We start from the raw sequence: 14,513 nt of genomic DNA, 5'->3' as shown, positions 1-14,513 counted from the left end.
GAACGGTAACGGCAGGGTCTGCGGTCGGCGGCGTGGCGCGCCGTGGCTCCCCCGATGGTGTCGCCGGGTCACGCTCCGGGGACGTCGTGGGGCGCCCCTTCCCCGCCGTCACGCGGTTCCCGTCCGTCGTCGTACGGATCCCGGGGTGTCCGGGCGCCGCCGACGGGGCCGCGCGGCGCACCCCGGGCCGCAGCGCTCACCCGCGTGCGGAGAGGGTTGCGGACGTGCCGGCAGACGACCGGAGCGGGACGGTTCCGAAGACCCGTCCCGCTCCTGGGAAGTCAAAACGGTGCGCACCGCGCAGGGGGCAGGCGATGCGCACCGTCGAGTACGAGTGTGCGGCATGAGGGGGCTCTTGGTCAAACGTCCAGGCCACGCCGGGGAGCGGTTTTCACACGATCGGGTCTGCCGCTGTGCACACCCGTCGGCGCGGTCGTCGCCGCCGTCCTTCACGCTACCCGGTCCTCGCGCTTCAGGCGCAGCAGGACGAACAGGAAGGACGCGACAGCGGTGGCCGAGAGCAGCAGCAGGCCGACCGTGTAGGAGTGCGTCGCCTCGTCGTACGTGGCCCCCATGACGAGCGGTGGGAAGTACCCGCCGAGGCCACCCGCAGCACCCACGATGCCCGACACCGAGCCCACCCGGTCGGCGGGTGCACGACGGGCGACCCAGGCGAACACGCCGCCCGTCCCGATGCCGAGGAAGAAGGCCATGAGCACGAACTCGGTGCCTGCGGGGATCTCCGGGACGGGCTTGAACGACAGCAGCACGGCCATGACCGCGGCGCCGGCGAGGGACACGAGGACGATGGGCTTGGGGTGCACGCGGTCGGAGAGGATGCCGCCGAGCGGGCGCGCGACGACGGCCGCGATCGCGAACCCCGCGGTGCGCGCGCCGGCGTCGGCGAGGTCGTAGCCGTAGACGTCGGACAGGTACGTGGGCAGGTAGGTCGAGAACGCGACGAAGCCGCCGAACGTCACGGCGTAGAGGAACGACATCTGCCAGGTCACGGGCAGCTTGATCGCGGCGCGCAGCTTGGGCACGACGGGCTGCGTCGACGGCTTCCAGGCGGGTGCGTCGCGCGAGACGGAGAGCACCACGACGCCGGTGACCGCGAGCGCGACCGCGACCAGGACGTGCGTCGTCACGTAGCCGAACGAGTTCACCATGCGCGGCGTGAAGAACGACGAGAGCGCGGTGCCGCCCATGCCGATGCCGAAGACGCCGGTCGCGAAGCCGCGGCGGGCGGGCTCGTACCAGGCGTTGACGAACGGGATGCCCGCGGCGAACGTCGTGCCGGCGATGCCGAGCAGGAAGCCGAACAGCAGCAGCAGCGCGTACGACTCCTGCTCACCCGCGAACGCGACCAGCAGCACGGGGACGATCGAGACCAGCGACAGGATCCCGAGCATGCGCCGACCGCCGACGCGGTCGGTGAGCGCGCCGACGGGGATGCGGCCGACGGCACCGACGAGCACGGGGGTCGCGACGAGCAGCGACTTCTGGGTCGCGGAGAGCCCGAGCTCCTCGGTGTACCGCGCGGCGAGCGGCCCGACGAGGTTCCAGGCCCAGAACGTGATCGCGAACGTCCACGTCGCGAGGACGAGGTTGAGCGTCCGTCCCGCCACGCGGGTCGACGGAGCTGTGGTGGTCGTCATCGGCCCCTCCCCGATCCTTCGCGGTCACGTGTGCCGACGGGGTCCCACCCGCGTCGGGGTGCGCTCGCACCGGGTGTGGGCCGGGCGTCGCGGCTGCGGTAGACGATGTACGGGCGGAACAGGTAGTGGAACGGCGCGGTGAACGCGTGCACGAGGCGCGTGAACGGGAAGATCGCGATCAGGGCGAGGCCGACGAGGGTGTGCCACTGGAACGACGCGGGCGCGGCGGCCATCGAGTCCACGTCGGGCTGGAGGACGAACAGCGACCGGAACCAGGGCGCGACGGTCTCGCGGTAGTTGTGCGCCTCGTGGCCCGCGCCGACGGAGTTCAGGGTCGTCCAGAGGCCGAGCACGATCGCGGCGACGAGCGCGACGTACATGGTCTTGTCGTTCTTCGTCGTCGCCATGAACACGGGCCCGGTGCGGCGCCGCCGGTAGACGAGGATGGCGACGCCGACGAGCGTGCAGAAGCCCGCGATGCCCCCCACGACCAGCGCCATCGCGTGGTACGCCTCCTGCGACAGCCCGGCCGCGTCGGTCCACGACTGCGGGATCACGAGGCCGCCGACGTGCCCGACGATGACGAACACGAGCCCGAAGTGGAACAGCGGGCTGCCGATGCGCAGCAGGCGCGACTCGTAGAGCTGCGACGAGCGGGTCGTCCAGCCGAACTGGTCGTACCGGTACCGCCAGATCGTCCCGCCGACGAGCGTGACGATCGCGAGGTACGGCACGACACCCCACAGCAGCACGTCCATCAGCGCCCTCCTCCGGTCGGCCCGTCAGCACCGGCCGGGACAGACACCGCGAGCGGCAGCAGCCGAGGGTCGGCGGCGTCGAGCCCGACGGACTCGCGCGGCGGCCCGGCCGCCGCCATCGCGTGCACCGCGGCGCGGTCGCGCGGCGACTCCCCGGGCAGCGTCGCGCAGACGGCGGTGAGCACCCCGGCCCACGGGCTCCCGGCCTCCACGAGCGCGAGCCGGACGAGCTCGAGGCTGGGCCGGTACTCCTGCAGCAGCGCGGGCCCGTCGGCAGGGTCGGCGACGGCGGCGTACTCGAGCACGAGCGGCAGGTGGTCGGGCAGCTCGCCCCGGGTGTCGACGAGCATCCCCGACGCGCGGTACCGGGCCTTGAAGGCGGCGAGCACCTCGCCGCGGCGGCGGGTGTCGCCGTCGGTCCAGTACGACAGGTAGAGCGTCTGGCGGCCCGACAGGTCGAACGCGTCGACGTAGGCGCGCTGGAGGTCGGCGAGCGGCGTGGTCGCGGCGTGGTCGAGGAAGCCGCGGAGCCCGTCGCGCGCGGCTCCGGCGGGCAGCTCGTCGACGGCGGCCACGAGCAGCGGCAGCCGGTCGACGAGGTCGTCGTCGGGGTACGCGAGGCACCACGACGCCGCCTGGTGCACGACGCGCGCGGACGTCCGGCGTGCCGTCGACGCGCGCCGCCCCCGGACCACCGGCCCCCTCACGACCGCGTCCCCGTGACGCCCGGGTCGACGCCCGGCCCGTCGTCGGCCCCGCCGGTCGCGCCCGGTCCGGGTGGTGTGGCCCGTCCGCCGGACGACGGGAACAGCCCGGGCGGTGTCCCCTTGCCGTCCCAGTTGAGCAGGTTGACCCTCCCGTGCATCTCGGACGGTGTCGCGAGCCGGTCGGACGTCTGCCGCTGCTTGAGCGCGTGGAACGTCTCGACCGCGACGGGCACGGGCCGGCCGGACGCCTCGCCGAACGGCGCCTGCTCGTACATGCCCGGGCCCTCGTCGTAGTCGAGCGAGCAGCCGAGCTCCTCGAGCTCGTGCCCGCGTTCCTCGTGGGCCTTCGGGATGACGTACCGGTCCTCGTACTTGGCGATCGCGAGCAGCCGGTACATCGCGTACATGAGCTGCCCGGTCATGCCGACGGACGCGGGGATGCGCTCGTCGGCGTCCTCGTCGAGCGTGATGCCGCGCAGGTAGCCGCGCATCGCGGCGAGACGGCGCAGGACGCCCGTGACGACGTCGGTGTCGCCCGCGGTGAACAGCGACGCGAGGTACTCGACGGGGATGCGCAGCGCGTCGATCGCGCCGAACAGGTTGCCGTGGTCCTCGGCGTCGTGCCCCTGCTCGCGCAGCAGGTCGACGACGGGCGAGAGCGGCGGGACGTACCAGACCATCGGCATGGTCCGGTACTCGGGGTGCAGCGGGAGGGCGACGCGGTACGTCTTGGCGAGCGCGTAGACGGGCGAGCGGCGGGCGGCGTCGAGCCAGTCGGCGGGGATGCCCTGCTCGCGGGCGGCGGCGATCACCGCGGGGTCGGTCGGGTCGAGCATGAGGTCGAGCTGGGACTCGTAGAGGTCCTGGTCGTCGGGGACCGACGCAGCCTCCGTGACGCGGTCGGCGTCGTAGAGCACGAGGCCGATGTAGCGCAGGCGCCCGACGCACGTCTCCGAGCACACCGTCGGCAGGCCCACCTCGACGCGCGGGTAGCAGAACGTGCACTTCTCGGCCTTGCCGGTCTTGTGGTTGAAGTAGATCTTCTTGTAGGGGCAGCCGGTGACGCACTGGCGCCAGCCGCGGCAGCGGTCCTGGTCGACGAGGACGATGCCGTCCTCGGCCCGCTTGTAGATCGCGCCCGACGGGCACGACGCCATGCACGACGGGTTGAGGCAGTGCTCGCAGATCCGCGGCAGGTACATCATGAACGTGCGCTCGAGCTCGAACCGGATGCGGTCCTCGGACTCCGCCCGGACCTTCGCGACCATCGGGTCGAGGTGCCCCATCTCGGCGGTGCCGCCGAGGTTGTCGTCCCAGTTGGCCGACCACCGGATCTTCGTGTCCTCGCCCGTGATGAGCGACTTCGGGCGCGCGACGGGGAAGTCGTCGCCGAGCGGCGCGTCGATGAGGTTCTCGTAGTCGTACGTCCACGGCTCGTAGTAGTCCTCGAGCTTCGGCTGGACGGGGCTCGCGAAGATCGTCAGGAGCTTCTTGACGCGGCCGCCGGCCTTGAGCGTGAGCCGGCCGCGCTTGTTGAGCGTCCAGCCGCCGCGCCACTGCTCCTGGTCCTCGTAGCGTCGCGGGTACCCCTGCCCGGGCCGCGTCTCGACGTTGTTGAACCACACGTACTCGACGCCCGCGCGGTTCGTCCACGCCTGCTTGCAGGTGACCGAGCACGTGTGGCACCCGATGCACTTGTCGAGGTTCATGACCATCGCCATCTGCGCCATGACCCTCATGCGTCGGCCCTCCCCTGGACCTCCGGTGCGGTGAGCATCAGTACTCCACCTCCTGCGAGCGGCGGCGGATCGTCGCCACGATGTCCCGTTGGTTGCCGGTGGGGCCGAGGTAGTTGAACGTGTAGGACAGCTGCGCGTAGCCGCCGACGAGGTGCGTGGGCTTGACCAGCAGGCGGGTCACGGAGTTGTGGATGCCGCCGCGGCGCCCCGTCTTCTCCGACTTCGGGACGTCGATGGTCCGCTCCTGCGCGTGGTGCACGAACACGACGCCCTGCGGCAGGCGGTGGCTGACGATCGCCCGCGCGACGAAGACGCCGTTGGCGTTGACGCACTCGATCCAGTCGTTGTCGGCAGCCCCGATGATCGCCGCGTCCTGCACCGACACCCAGCAGACGGGCCCGCCGCGCGACAGCGACAGCATCAGCAGGTTGTCCTGGTACTCGGAGTGGATCGACCACTTGTTGTGCGGGGTCAGGTACCGCACGGTGACCTGCGCGTCGCCGTCGGGGCCGAGCCGTGGCTCGCCGAGCAGCCGGTGCAGGTCGAGCGGCGGGCGGTAGATCGGCAGCGCCTCGCCGAGGTCCGTCATCCAGTCGTGGTCGAGGAAGAAGTGCATGCGCCCGGTGAGGGTGTGCCACGGCTTGAGCCGTTCGACGTTGACCGTGAACGGCGCGTACCGGCGGCCTCCCGTCTCCGACCCCGACCACTCGGGCGACGTGATGACGGGCACCGGGCGGGCCTGGGTGTCGGCGAACGTGATCCGCTTCTCCTCCGACCCCTCCGCGAGGTCCGCGAGCGGCTTGCCCACCCGACGTTCGAGCGACCGGAAGCCCTGCGTCGCGAGCTCGCCGTTCGTGGTGCCGGACAGCGACAGGATGGCCTCGGCGAGCTTGACGTCGGTGTCGAGCGCCGGCCGCCCGTCGCCCGCGCCGCCGAGCATGACGCCGTTGAGCCGACCGAGCCGCTCGACCTCGTGCTCGAGCCGGTAGGTGACGTTCTTGATCGTGAACCCCAGCGTGTCGGCGAGCGGCCCGAGCGAGCCGAGCTTGTCCGCGACCGCCGTGTAGTCCCGCTCGACGACCTGCAGCAGCGGCAGGTTCACGCCGGGCTGCGGCGCGATGTCACCGCCCGCCCAGTCCCGCGCCCGGCCCCCGACGTGCCCCGCCGCCTCACCGGGGGTGTCGTGCTGGACCGGGACGCTCACGACGTCGTACCGCGTGCCGAGGTGCGTGCGCGCGAGCTCGGAGAACCGGCGTGCGACCAGGTGGAACGCGTCGAAGTCGGAGCGCGCCTCCCACGGCGGGTCGATGGCCGGGGTGAACGCGTGGACGAAGGGGTGCATGTCCGTCGACGACAGGTCGTACTTCTCGTACCAGGTCGCCGCGGGCAGCACGACGTCGGACAGCAGCGTCGTGGACGTCATGCGGAAGTCCGCGCTGACCAGCAGGTCGAGCTTCCCCTCGGGGACGCCGTCGCGCCAGGTCACGTCGCGGGGGCGCACGTCGGCCGGCTCGGCCGTGACGTTCGAGTGCGTGCCGAGCAGGTAGCGCAGGAAGTACTCGTTGCCCTTCGCGGACGACCCCAGCAGGTTCGCGCGCCACAGGATCAGCGTGCGCGGCCAGTTCTCGGGGGCGTCGACGTCCTCGACGGCGAAGCGCACCCGGCGGTCCGCGATGCGCTCCACGAGTGCCGCCGTCGCGTCGGGCGCCTCGCCCGCGTCGGCGGCCGCGCGCACCTCGTCCGCCAGGTCCAGCGGGTTGCGGTCGAACTGCGGGTAGAACGGCATCCAGCCGAGCCGTGCCGACTGCGCGATCGTGTCCGCGGTGTGCATGCCGGCGAGGTGCCCCTCGGCCAGCGGCGACGCGAGCGCGTCGGCCCGGTAGCCGTCGAAGCGCCACTGGTCGGTGTGCATGTACCAGTACGACGTGCCCGTCATGGTCCGCGGCGGCCGCGACCAGTCGAGCGCGTTCGCGAGCGAGAGCCACCCCGTCAGCGGGCGGCACTTCTCCTGCCCGACGTAGTGCGCCCAGCCGCCGCCGTTGCGCCCGAAGCACCCGGTCAGCGCGAGCAGGGCCAGCACCGCGCGGTACGTCGCGTCGCCGTGGAACCACTGGCAGATGCCCGCGCCCATGATGATCATCGACCGGCCACGCGACTTCTCCGCGTTCGCCGCGAACTCCCGCGCGATCCGCGCGCAGGCCGCCGCCGGGACCGACGTGATCGCCTCCTGCCAGGCCGGCGTGTAGGGGGTGTCGGCGTCGTCGTAGCCCGCCGCCCACTCCCCCGGCAGCCCGTCCCGCCCGACGCCGTACTGCGCGAGCATGAGGTCGTAGACGGTCGTGACGAGGTGGTCGCCGACGCGCCGTGCGGGGACGCCGCGCCGCAGCACCGAGCCGGACCCGTCGGGCTGGTCGAACACCGGCAGCAGCACGGGGACGGCGTCCGCGGGGCCGACCGCGTCGGCCGCCGACAGCGCCGGGTCGACGCCCTCCAGGTCGAGGTTCCAGCGCCCCTCGCCCGACTCCGTGTAGCGGAACCCCATCGACCCGTTCGGCACGACGGGCCGCCCGGTCGCCGCGTCGAGCAGGACGGTCTTCCAGTCGTCGCCCTCGGCCCCCGGGACGGCGTCCGGGAGGTCGGCGGCGCGCAGGAACTTGGACGGGACGTAGCCACCCTCGCCGTGCGGCGTCAGCGTCACCAGGAACGGCAGGTCCGTGTACTGCTTCACGTAGTCGCGGAAGAACGGCACCTCCCGGTCGACGAGGAACTCCCGCAGCACGACGTGCCCCATCGCCATCGCGAGCGCCGCGTCCGTGCCCGCCTGCGCGGGCAGCCACTCGTCGGCGAACTTCGTGTTGTCCGCGTAGTCCGGCGACACCGTGACGACCTTCGTGCCGCGGTAGCGGACCTCGGCCATCCAGTGCGCGTCCGGGGTGCGCGTGACCGGGACGTTCGAGCCCCACATCATGAGGTATGTCGCGTCCCACCAGTCGCCCGACTCCGGGACGTCCGTCTGGTCGCCGAACATCTGCGGGCTCGCGACGGGCAGGTCGGCGTACCAGTCGTAGAACGACGTCATCACGCCGCCGATGAGCTGCACGAACCGCGTCCCGACGCAGTGCGACACGATCGACATCGCCGGGATCGGCGAGAACCCCGCGCAGCGGTCCGGCCCGTAGGTCTTGATGGTGTGCACGTGGCCCGCCGCGACCATCTCGACCGCCTCGTCCCAGCCGACGCGCACGAGCCCGCCCTTGCCGCGGGCCTGCTGGTACCGCCGCCGCCGCTCGGGGTCCCCGACGACGTCCGCCCACGCGAGCACCGGGTCCTTCAACCGGGCCTTCGCCTCGCGGTACATCTCGACGAGCACGCCGCGCGCGTACGGGTAGCGGACCCGCGTCGGCGAGTACGTGTACCAGGAGAACGCCGCCCCGCGCGGGCAGCCCCGCGGCTCGTAGTCGGGGCGGTCCGGGCCCGGCGACGGGTAGTCCGTCTGCTGGGCCTCCCACGTGATGATCCCGTCCTTGACGTAGACCTTCCACGAGCACGAGCCCGTGCAGTTCACGCCGTGCGTCGAGCGGACCACCTTGTCGTGGCGCCAGCGGTCCCGGTAGAACGCGTCGCCGCGCCGGCCGCCCTCGCGGAAGACCGCGCGGTTGTCGGCGGTCTCGTCCCACCGCGTGAAGAAGCGCCCTGCCTGCAGGAGCGCGTCCGTCGCAGGTCCGTCGAGTCGAGCCCCGTCGCCCATGTCCCCGACCATGCCGGAGCCCGCCGGGCGTCGCCACCGGAAGTCGCCCGCGGCACGCGTCGTCCTCCAGCCGACCACGCCGGGCTGCGACCTGCGCGCCCCCGTGCGAGCCTGTCGGAAGCGTCGGGACCGGGCGCGCGCCGCCACGGCTCGCGAGGAGACGCCCCATGCGCGCGATGGTCTACCGAGGCCCGTACAAGGTCCGCGTCGAGGAGAAGCCCGACCCCCGCATCGAGCACCCGAACGACGCGGTCGTGCGAGTGACCTGCGCGGCGATCTGCGGCTCCGACCTGCATCTTTACCACGGGATGATGCCGGACACCCGGGTCGGCCACACGTTCGGCCACGAGTTCGTCGGCGTCGTCGAGCAGGTCGGCCCGTCGGTGCGGAACCTCGCCGTCGGCGACCGCGTCATGGTGCCGTTCAACATCTTCTGCGGCACGTGCTTCTTCTGCGCTCGCGGCCTGTGGTCCAACTGCCACAACGTCAACCCGAACGCGACGGCCGTCGGCGGGATCTACGGCTACTCGCACACCACGGGCGGGTACGACGGAGGCCAGGCGGAGCTCGTGCGCGTCCCGTTCGCCGACGTCGGGCCGTCGAAGATCCCCGACTGGCTGGCCGACGAGGACGCGGTCCTGCTCACCGACGCGTGCTCGACCGGGTACTTCGGCGCGCAGCTCGGCGACATCGCCGAGGGGGACGTCGTCGTCGTGCTCGGCGCGGGACCCGTCGGGCTGTTCGCCGCGCGGTCCGCGTGGCTCATGGGCGCCGGCCGCGTCATCGTCGTCGACCACGTCGACTACCGGCTCGAGAAGGCCCGCACGTTCGCGTTCGCCGAGACGGTGAACTTCGCCGAGGTCGACGACATCGTGGTGCACCTCAAGCAGGCGACCGGGTACCTCGGCGCCGACGTCGTCATCGACGCGGTCGGCGCGGAGGCCGACGGCAACCTCACGCAGCACGTCACGGGCACCAAGCTCAAGCTGCAGGGCGGATCGCCGGTCGCGCTGAACTGGGCCATCGACTCCGTCCGCAAGGGCGGCACCGTCTCGGTCATGGGCGCGTACGGCCCGATCTTCTCCGCCGTGAAGTTCGGCGACGCCGTCAACAAGGGCCTCACCATCCGCACCAACCAGGCCCCCGTGAAGCGGCAGTGGCCGCGGCTGCTCGAGCACATCCGCAACGGCTACCTGAAGCCGAGCGACATCGTCACGCACCGCATCCCGCTCGACGACATCGCCGAGGGGTACCACATGTTCTCCGCGAAGCTCGACGGCTGCGTCAAGACGCTCGTCCTGCCGGGCGCGAGCTGACCCTCCCGCACAGCGCCCACCGCCCGCCCTCCCGAGGAGGTCCGTCATGCCGTACACCCCGGACAAGCCCCCGCTGCCCGAGACCCCCGAGCAGCTCGCCGCCCGCATCCCCGGCTGGGGCGTCGACAAGGACCCCGCCGACCGCCCGTCGTACCCGCGCGAGCGCACCGACCTCGAGACCGGTGCGCACTGGACCGAGCCCGAGCAGCAGCCCGAGCTCGCGCCGCGCGAGCGGTCGATCGAGCACGCCCGTCTGACCCCGGTCTTCGGGACGGCACAGCCGCTGCACGGCGTCTCGGGCGCGATCCGCCGGCACGCCTACGCCGCCTACAGCGAGGGGCGGGCAGCGCACTGGCTGCTGCTCATCGCCGCCGACCGCGTCGACGCCGTCGAGCAGCACCTCGCGTCCTTCGCGACGCCGCACCCCGACAACCCCGTGACCGAGACGGGCGTGCTCGCCGAGGGTCGGCGCCACGGGCTCGCGTCGCGGGCCGAGGGCCACCGCGTCGACCGCCACCACCACGCGATGGACCCGGTCCTCGTCGCGGGGCCGTGGGTGCTCGCGGCCGCCGGCGCCGTGCTCGTCGTGCGCGCGCTGCGCCGCCGGGCGGCCTGACCCCGGCGCGGGCGCAGGTCACGCGTCCGCGCGTCACCCGCCGGGGAAGGAAGCAACGCGCGGGCCGATGAGTTGTGGCGTGGTGGGCGGTCGGTCAGGAAGAGGCCCGTCTGCCGGTGGCGTATTTGCGTCGACCGTGTCAGACCCCTCGACAAGACTGGACGCTCCGCCGTCGACGCCGCTCGCGTCGACGCGTGCGACACCACTCCCGACCGTCCCCCCGGAAGCCAGGTGCCCCTGTGACCGAGACCTCCACCGCCCCGCTGCGCGACGACGCAGCCGCTGGCAAGGCTGCCGCCGCGCCCCCTGACCGCATGAACCCGCGCGACCGCCTCGCCGTCACGGTGCTGCTCGTCTCGACGTTCGTCGTCATCCTCAACGAGACGATCATGGGTGTCGCGCTGCCGCGGCTCATGGAGGACCTGGCGATCACCGCGTCGACCGCGCAGTGGCTGACCACGGCGTTCATGCTGACGATGGCCGTCGTCATCCCCGTCACCGGGTTCGTGCTGCAGCGCATCACGACGCGCCCCGCGTTCCTGCTGGCCATGACGCTGTTCGCGACCGGCACGCTGATCTGCGCGCTCGCACCCGGGTTCGTCGTGCTGCTCGCCGGGCGGATCGTCCAGGCGTCGGGGACGGCGATCATGCTCCCGCTGCTCATGACGACGGTCATGACGGTCACCCCGCCGGCCGCGCGCGGGCGCACGATGGGCAACATCTCCGTCGTCATCTCGGTCGCGCCCGCGATCGGCCCGACGATCTCCGGCCTCATCCTGTCGGTGCTCAGCTGGCGCTGGATGTTCGGGCTCGTCCTGCCGATCGCCGTCGTCGCGATCGTGCTCGGTGCGATGCGCCTGCCGAACGTCACCGAGCCGCGCTACGCCAAGGTCGACGTGACCTCCGTCATCCTGTCCGCGCTCGGCTTCGGCGGGATCGTCTACGGGCTGGCCGGCTTCGGCGAGATCACCGACGGCGGGGTCGCGACCACCACCTGGATCTCGCTCGGTGTCGGCGCGGTCGCGCTCGTGCTGTTCGTCCTGCGGCAGCGGTCGCTCGCCCGCGTCGACGACGCGCTGCTCGACCTGCGCGTGTTCTCGTCCCGCACGTTCGCGGTGTCCGTCGCGCTGCTCGCGGGCCTCATGGTCTCGCTGTTCGGCGTGATCATCCTGCTGCCGATCTACGCGCAGTCCGTCCTGGGCCTCACGACCCTCCAGACCGGTCTGCTGCTGCTGCCGGGCGGGCTGCTCATGGGCCTGCTCGCGCCCGCCGTCGGGCGCGCGTACGACAAGGTCGGGCCGCGTCCGCTGCTCGTGCCCGGCGCGATCGCGCTGAGCCTCGCGCTGTGGGGCTTCGTCCTGCTGCAGCCGGACTCCTCGCCGTGGATGCTGCTGGCCGCGCACCTCACGATGTCGGCCGGGCTCGCGCTCATGTTCACGCCGCTGTTCACCTCGGCCCTCGGGTCGCTGCCCGCCGAGCGGTACTCGCACGGGTCCGCGGTCGTCGGGACGCTCCAGCAGGTGGCCGGTGCGGCCGGCACGGCGCTGTTCGTCACCGTCCTCACCGCGCAGTCGATCGCGCTCGCCGACGGCGGTGCGAGCGAGGTCGCGGCCACCGCGGGCGGCATCCACTCGGCGTTCCTCGTCGGCGCGATCCTGTCGCTCGTCGCGCTCCCGCTCGCCTTCGCGGTGCCGCGCGAGCGGGTCGAGGGCGCGCACGGCGGCGGGCACTGAGGCGGGCGTGCACCGATGAGCAGCCTCACGGCCGACTGGATCGAGCACCGGCGCGAGGGCGACCGTGAGCTGCTCGGCTGGATCCGCGTCGACGGCGACGGCTTCGTCGCCGTCGACCGGATCGGCCGCGAGCTCACCGGGGTCGTCGACTGGCACGACGCCGAGGAGGCGCTCGACGGCCACGGCCTGCACTGGCTCGCCGACCGGTGGCAGCTGACGCTCGACGACGGGCGCGTCGTGCGGGTCCGGATGTCCGAGGTCGCCGCCGACCGGGTCGTCGTCACCACCGACGACTTCGGCGACGTCAACGCCGTCGTCACGCGGTACGTCCTGCCCTTCCCGGCACCGGCGGCGCTGCGCCCGTTCGCGGGCGACCCGGGCGTCATCGACGGCCTCGGCGCGCACTGACCGCGCGTCGTCGTCTCAGCGGGCGCCGCGGCGCCACCGCGCGGGGGTCACGCCGTGCTGCTCGCGGAAGCGTCGCACCAGGTAGGCGGCGTCCCGGTGGCCCGTGCGCTCGGCGACGACCGCGACCGGCAGGTCGGTCTCGACCAGCAGGCGGCGCGCCTCGATCATGCGTCGCTCCGTGAGCCACTCGAGGACCGTCCGCCCGGTCCGCTCACGGACGACGGTCGTGAGGTGGCCCGTCGTGTAGCCGAGCGCGCGGGCGACGTCACGCGTCGAGATCGGGTCACGGAAGCCCGCCTCGACCGCGTCGAGCACCGCGGCGACCAGCGGGTCGGCGCCGCCGTCCGCGGGCGGACCGACCAGCCGCGCGAGCGACACGAGCAGCAGCGTGAGCGCCGCCGTCGCCGCCTCGTCGGTCGCCGCGAGCGCGGGCGGGTCGTCGTGCGCGGGCGCCTCGCGGGCCAGCACACGGAGCAGCGCGTCCCACGTGCTGCGGTCCTCGTCGGGCACCCGCAGCGTCCGCGGGCCGCCCCCGGCCGTCTCCGCGAAGGGCGCGAGCAGCGGGTGGAAGCGCCAGGCCAGCGGGCTCGCGGTCGCGCCGGCCACCGCGTCGGCGGTGAAGAACACGACCCACGAGCGGGCGTCCGCGGGGTCGTCCGTCGTCGCTCCCCCGACGAGCTGACCGGGCGGCACGAGGCAGGTGTCGCCGGGCACGAGCGGGACGGGCCGACCGTCGACGAGCAGCGTCCCCGAGCCGCGCGCGACGTGGACCAGCACGAAGAAGTCGTGCGCGTGGGGCACTCCCCCGGGCAGCGCCTGCGGCGAGACCTGGTCGCCGCTGAAGAGCTCGGCGCCGATCGGCACACGTCCCGGACGCCGGTCGTACGCGACGACCGGTGCGCCGTCGGCGCGGCGCCGGGCGCGCGCGAACGGCAGCGGCGTGGCTGCCGAAGAACGTCGCATTCTCCCCGCACTTCCGTCCTGTCCGCGTCCCCGTGGGGCCGCGACGCTGGTGTGAGCCCGGCGACGGTCTACCACGCCGCCGACGACCAGAACAGGTGGTGCCCGATGTCCACGAAGCCTGACGTGACGCTCGTCGACGACCTCGCCGACGACGCCGTCACGCCCTACCTCCCCCCGACCGGCAAGGCGCCGCTCCTGCCGTTCTACGACGTCCTCAGCACCGTGACCGGCGTGCGGCGCCGCCACGCCCGGCTCGTCGGCCTCGCCGGGATCCGCGCCGGCGACCGTGTCCTGGACCTGGGGTGCGGCACCGGCAACGTCGCGCAGCTCGTCGCGCGCACGATCCCGGACGCGGTCGTCACGGGCCTCGACCCCGACCTGCCCGCGCTGCGCCGGGCGGCGCGCAAGGCCCGACGGGCACGCGTGCCGCTCACGTTCGTGCGCGGGTACGGGCAGGCGGTCCCGCTGCCCGACGCGAGCGTCGACCACGTCGTGTCCTCGCTCGCGCTGCACCACGTGCCCGACGCCGACCGGGCCGCCACCGCCGCCGAGGTCGCGCGCGTGCTGCGGCCCGGCGGGCGCGTCACGATCCTCGACTTCGGCGGGGGTGCGCACGGAGGCCGCTCAGCCGTGCGGGCGCACGCGCCGCGGTTCGGGCCGGCCGTCGCGGACCGCGTCCGCGCGAACCAGGACGACGGGCTCGTGCGGCTGCTCGCGGGGGCCGGGCTCGTCGACGCGCGGGAGGTCGCGCGCGGGCGCCTCGCCGGCGCGGAGATCACGTACGTCGGCGCCAGGAAGGCCTGACGCGCGGCGTCGGCGACGCGTCGGCGGCCGGTCCGCGGGATCGCTCGGCCGTCACGGAGGACG

General features: G+C 73.2%; 11 protein-coding genes. 5 read left to right on the top strand and 6 right to left on the bottom strand.

The genetic code is table 11. The features are described 5' to 3' along the window. Positions 1-449 precede the first annotated feature (449 nt). From GXP71_RS00330 to GXP71_RS00310, 5 genes are read right to left on the bottom strand one after another with little or no spacing between them, the layout of a single operon-like run. Positions 450-1,658: a NarK/NasA family nitrate transporter gene (locus GXP71_RS00330; protein WP_162351024.1), complete on the bottom strand. Its 1,209-nt coding sequence runs from the start codon at positions 1,656-1,658 to the stop codon at positions 450-452. Then, positions 1,655-2,416, bottom strand: coding sequence for a respiratory nitrate reductase subunit gamma (narI, locus tag GXP71_RS00325; RefSeq protein WP_162351023.1), 762 nt, complete (start codon positions 2,414-2,416; stop codon positions 1,655-1,657). Before narI ends, GXP71_RS00330 begins: the two co-directional genes overlap by 4 nt. After that, positions 2,416-3,123 (bottom strand): nitrate reductase molybdenum cofactor assembly chaperone, encoded by a 708-nt coding sequence (gene narJ / locus GXP71_RS00320; protein WP_238402524.1) that lies wholly within the window; start codon positions 3,121-3,123, stop codon positions 2,416-2,418. Before narJ ends, narI begins: the two co-directional genes overlap by 1 nt. After that, a complete protein-coding gene (narH, locus tag GXP71_RS00315) occupies positions 3,120-4,862 on the bottom strand; it encodes a nitrate reductase subunit beta (protein WP_162351022.1) in 1,743 nt (580 codons plus the stop codon). Before narH ends, narJ begins: the two co-directional genes overlap by 4 nt. A 37-nt stretch (positions 4,863-4,899) precedes the next feature. Further along, entirely contained in the window at positions 4,900-8,610 is a 3,711-nt protein-coding gene (locus GXP71_RS00310) for a nitrate reductase subunit alpha (RefSeq protein WP_162351021.1), read from the bottom strand. A gap of 167 nt (positions 8,611-8,777) precedes the next feature. Between GXP71_RS00310 and GXP71_RS00305 the strand changes: the two genes are divergently transcribed. The 4 genes from GXP71_RS00305 to GXP71_RS00290 all read left to right on the top strand — a co-directional run bounded on the left by GXP71_RS00305 (position 8,778) and on the right by GXP71_RS00290 (position 12,683). Beyond that, on the top strand, positions 8,778-9,926 hold the full coding sequence (locus GXP71_RS00305) for a zinc-dependent alcohol dehydrogenase (RefSeq protein ID WP_162351020.1): 1,149 nt from the start codon (positions 8,778-8,780) through the stop codon (positions 9,924-9,926). Positions 9,927-9,972: 46 nt separating this feature from the next. Further along, positions 9,973-10,542 (top strand): hypothetical protein, encoded by a 570-nt coding sequence (locus GXP71_RS00300; protein ID WP_162351019.1) that lies wholly within the window; start codon positions 9,973-9,975, stop codon positions 10,540-10,542. A 239-nt stretch (positions 10,543-10,781) separates the two neighbouring features. Further along, positions 10,782-12,275, top strand: a complete 1,494-nt coding sequence (locus tag GXP71_RS00295; protein ID WP_162351018.1) for an MDR family MFS transporter — start codon at positions 10,782-10,784, stop codon at positions 12,273-12,275. A gap of 15 nt (positions 12,276-12,290) precedes the next feature. Then, the gene (locus GXP71_RS00290; protein WP_162351017.1) at positions 12,291-12,683 is read left to right on the top strand and encodes a hypothetical protein; all 393 of its coding nucleotides are present in this window, start codon (positions 12,291-12,293) and stop codon (positions 12,681-12,683) included. A gap of 15 nt (positions 12,684-12,698) precedes the next feature. Here GXP71_RS00290 and GXP71_RS00285 read toward each other — a convergent pair whose 3' ends face one another. Further along, positions 12,699-13,646 carry an AraC family transcriptional regulator gene (locus GXP71_RS00285; protein ID WP_162351016.1) on the bottom strand — a complete coding sequence of 316 codons (948 nt, stop codon included), beginning with the start codon at positions 13,644-13,646 and terminating at the stop codon, positions 12,699-12,701. Positions 13,647-13,751: 105 nt separating this feature from the next. Here GXP71_RS00285 and GXP71_RS00280 point away from each other — a divergent pair, with 105 nt between their 5' ends. Further along, complete coding sequence (locus GXP71_RS00280; protein ID WP_162351015.1) at positions 13,752-14,450, top strand: class I SAM-dependent methyltransferase; 699 nt, start codon at positions 13,752-13,754, stop codon at positions 14,448-14,450. Positions 14,451-14,513 lie beyond the last annotated feature (63 nt).

The sequence above is a fragment of the Cellulomonas sp. H30R-01 genome (assembly GCF_010119915.1).
Lineage (GTDB): Bacteria > Actinomycetota > Actinomycetes > Actinomycetales > Cellulomonadaceae > Cellulomonas > Cellulomonas algicola.
This window is presented reverse-complemented; position numbering and strand designations above follow the sequence as displayed.

Coding starts and splice junctions, on each gene's coding strand:
- GXP71_RS00305 (WP_162351020.1), top strand. CDS start 8,778: ATGCGCGCGATGGTCTACCGAGGCCCGTACAAGGTCCGCGTCGAGGAG.
- GXP71_RS00330 (WP_162351024.1), bottom strand. CDS start 1,658: ATGACGACCACCACAGCTCCGTCGACCCGCGTGGCGGGACGGACGCTC.
- GXP71_RS00310 (WP_162351021.1), bottom strand. CDS start 8,610: ATGGGCGACGGGGCTCGACTCGACGGACCTGCGACGGACGCGCTCCTG.
- GXP71_RS00280 (WP_162351015.1), top strand. CDS start 13,752: ATGTCCACGAAGCCTGACGTGACGCTCGTCGACGACCTCGCCGACGAC.
- GXP71_RS00290 (WP_162351017.1), top strand. CDS start 12,291: ATGAGCAGCCTCACGGCCGACTGGATCGAGCACCGGCGCGAGGGCGAC.
- narH (WP_162351022.1), bottom strand. CDS start 4,862: ATGAGGGTCATGGCGCAGATGGCGATGGTCATGAACCTCGACAAGTGC.
- GXP71_RS00285 (WP_162351016.1), bottom strand. CDS start 13,646: ATGCGACGTTCTTCGGCAGCCACGCCGCTGCCGTTCGCGCGCGCCCGG.
- narI (WP_162351023.1), bottom strand. CDS start 2,416: ATGGACGTGCTGCTGTGGGGTGTCGTGCCGTACCTCGCGATCGTCACG.
- GXP71_RS00300 (WP_162351019.1), top strand. CDS start 9,973: ATGCCGTACACCCCGGACAAGCCCCCGCTGCCCGAGACCCCCGAGCAG.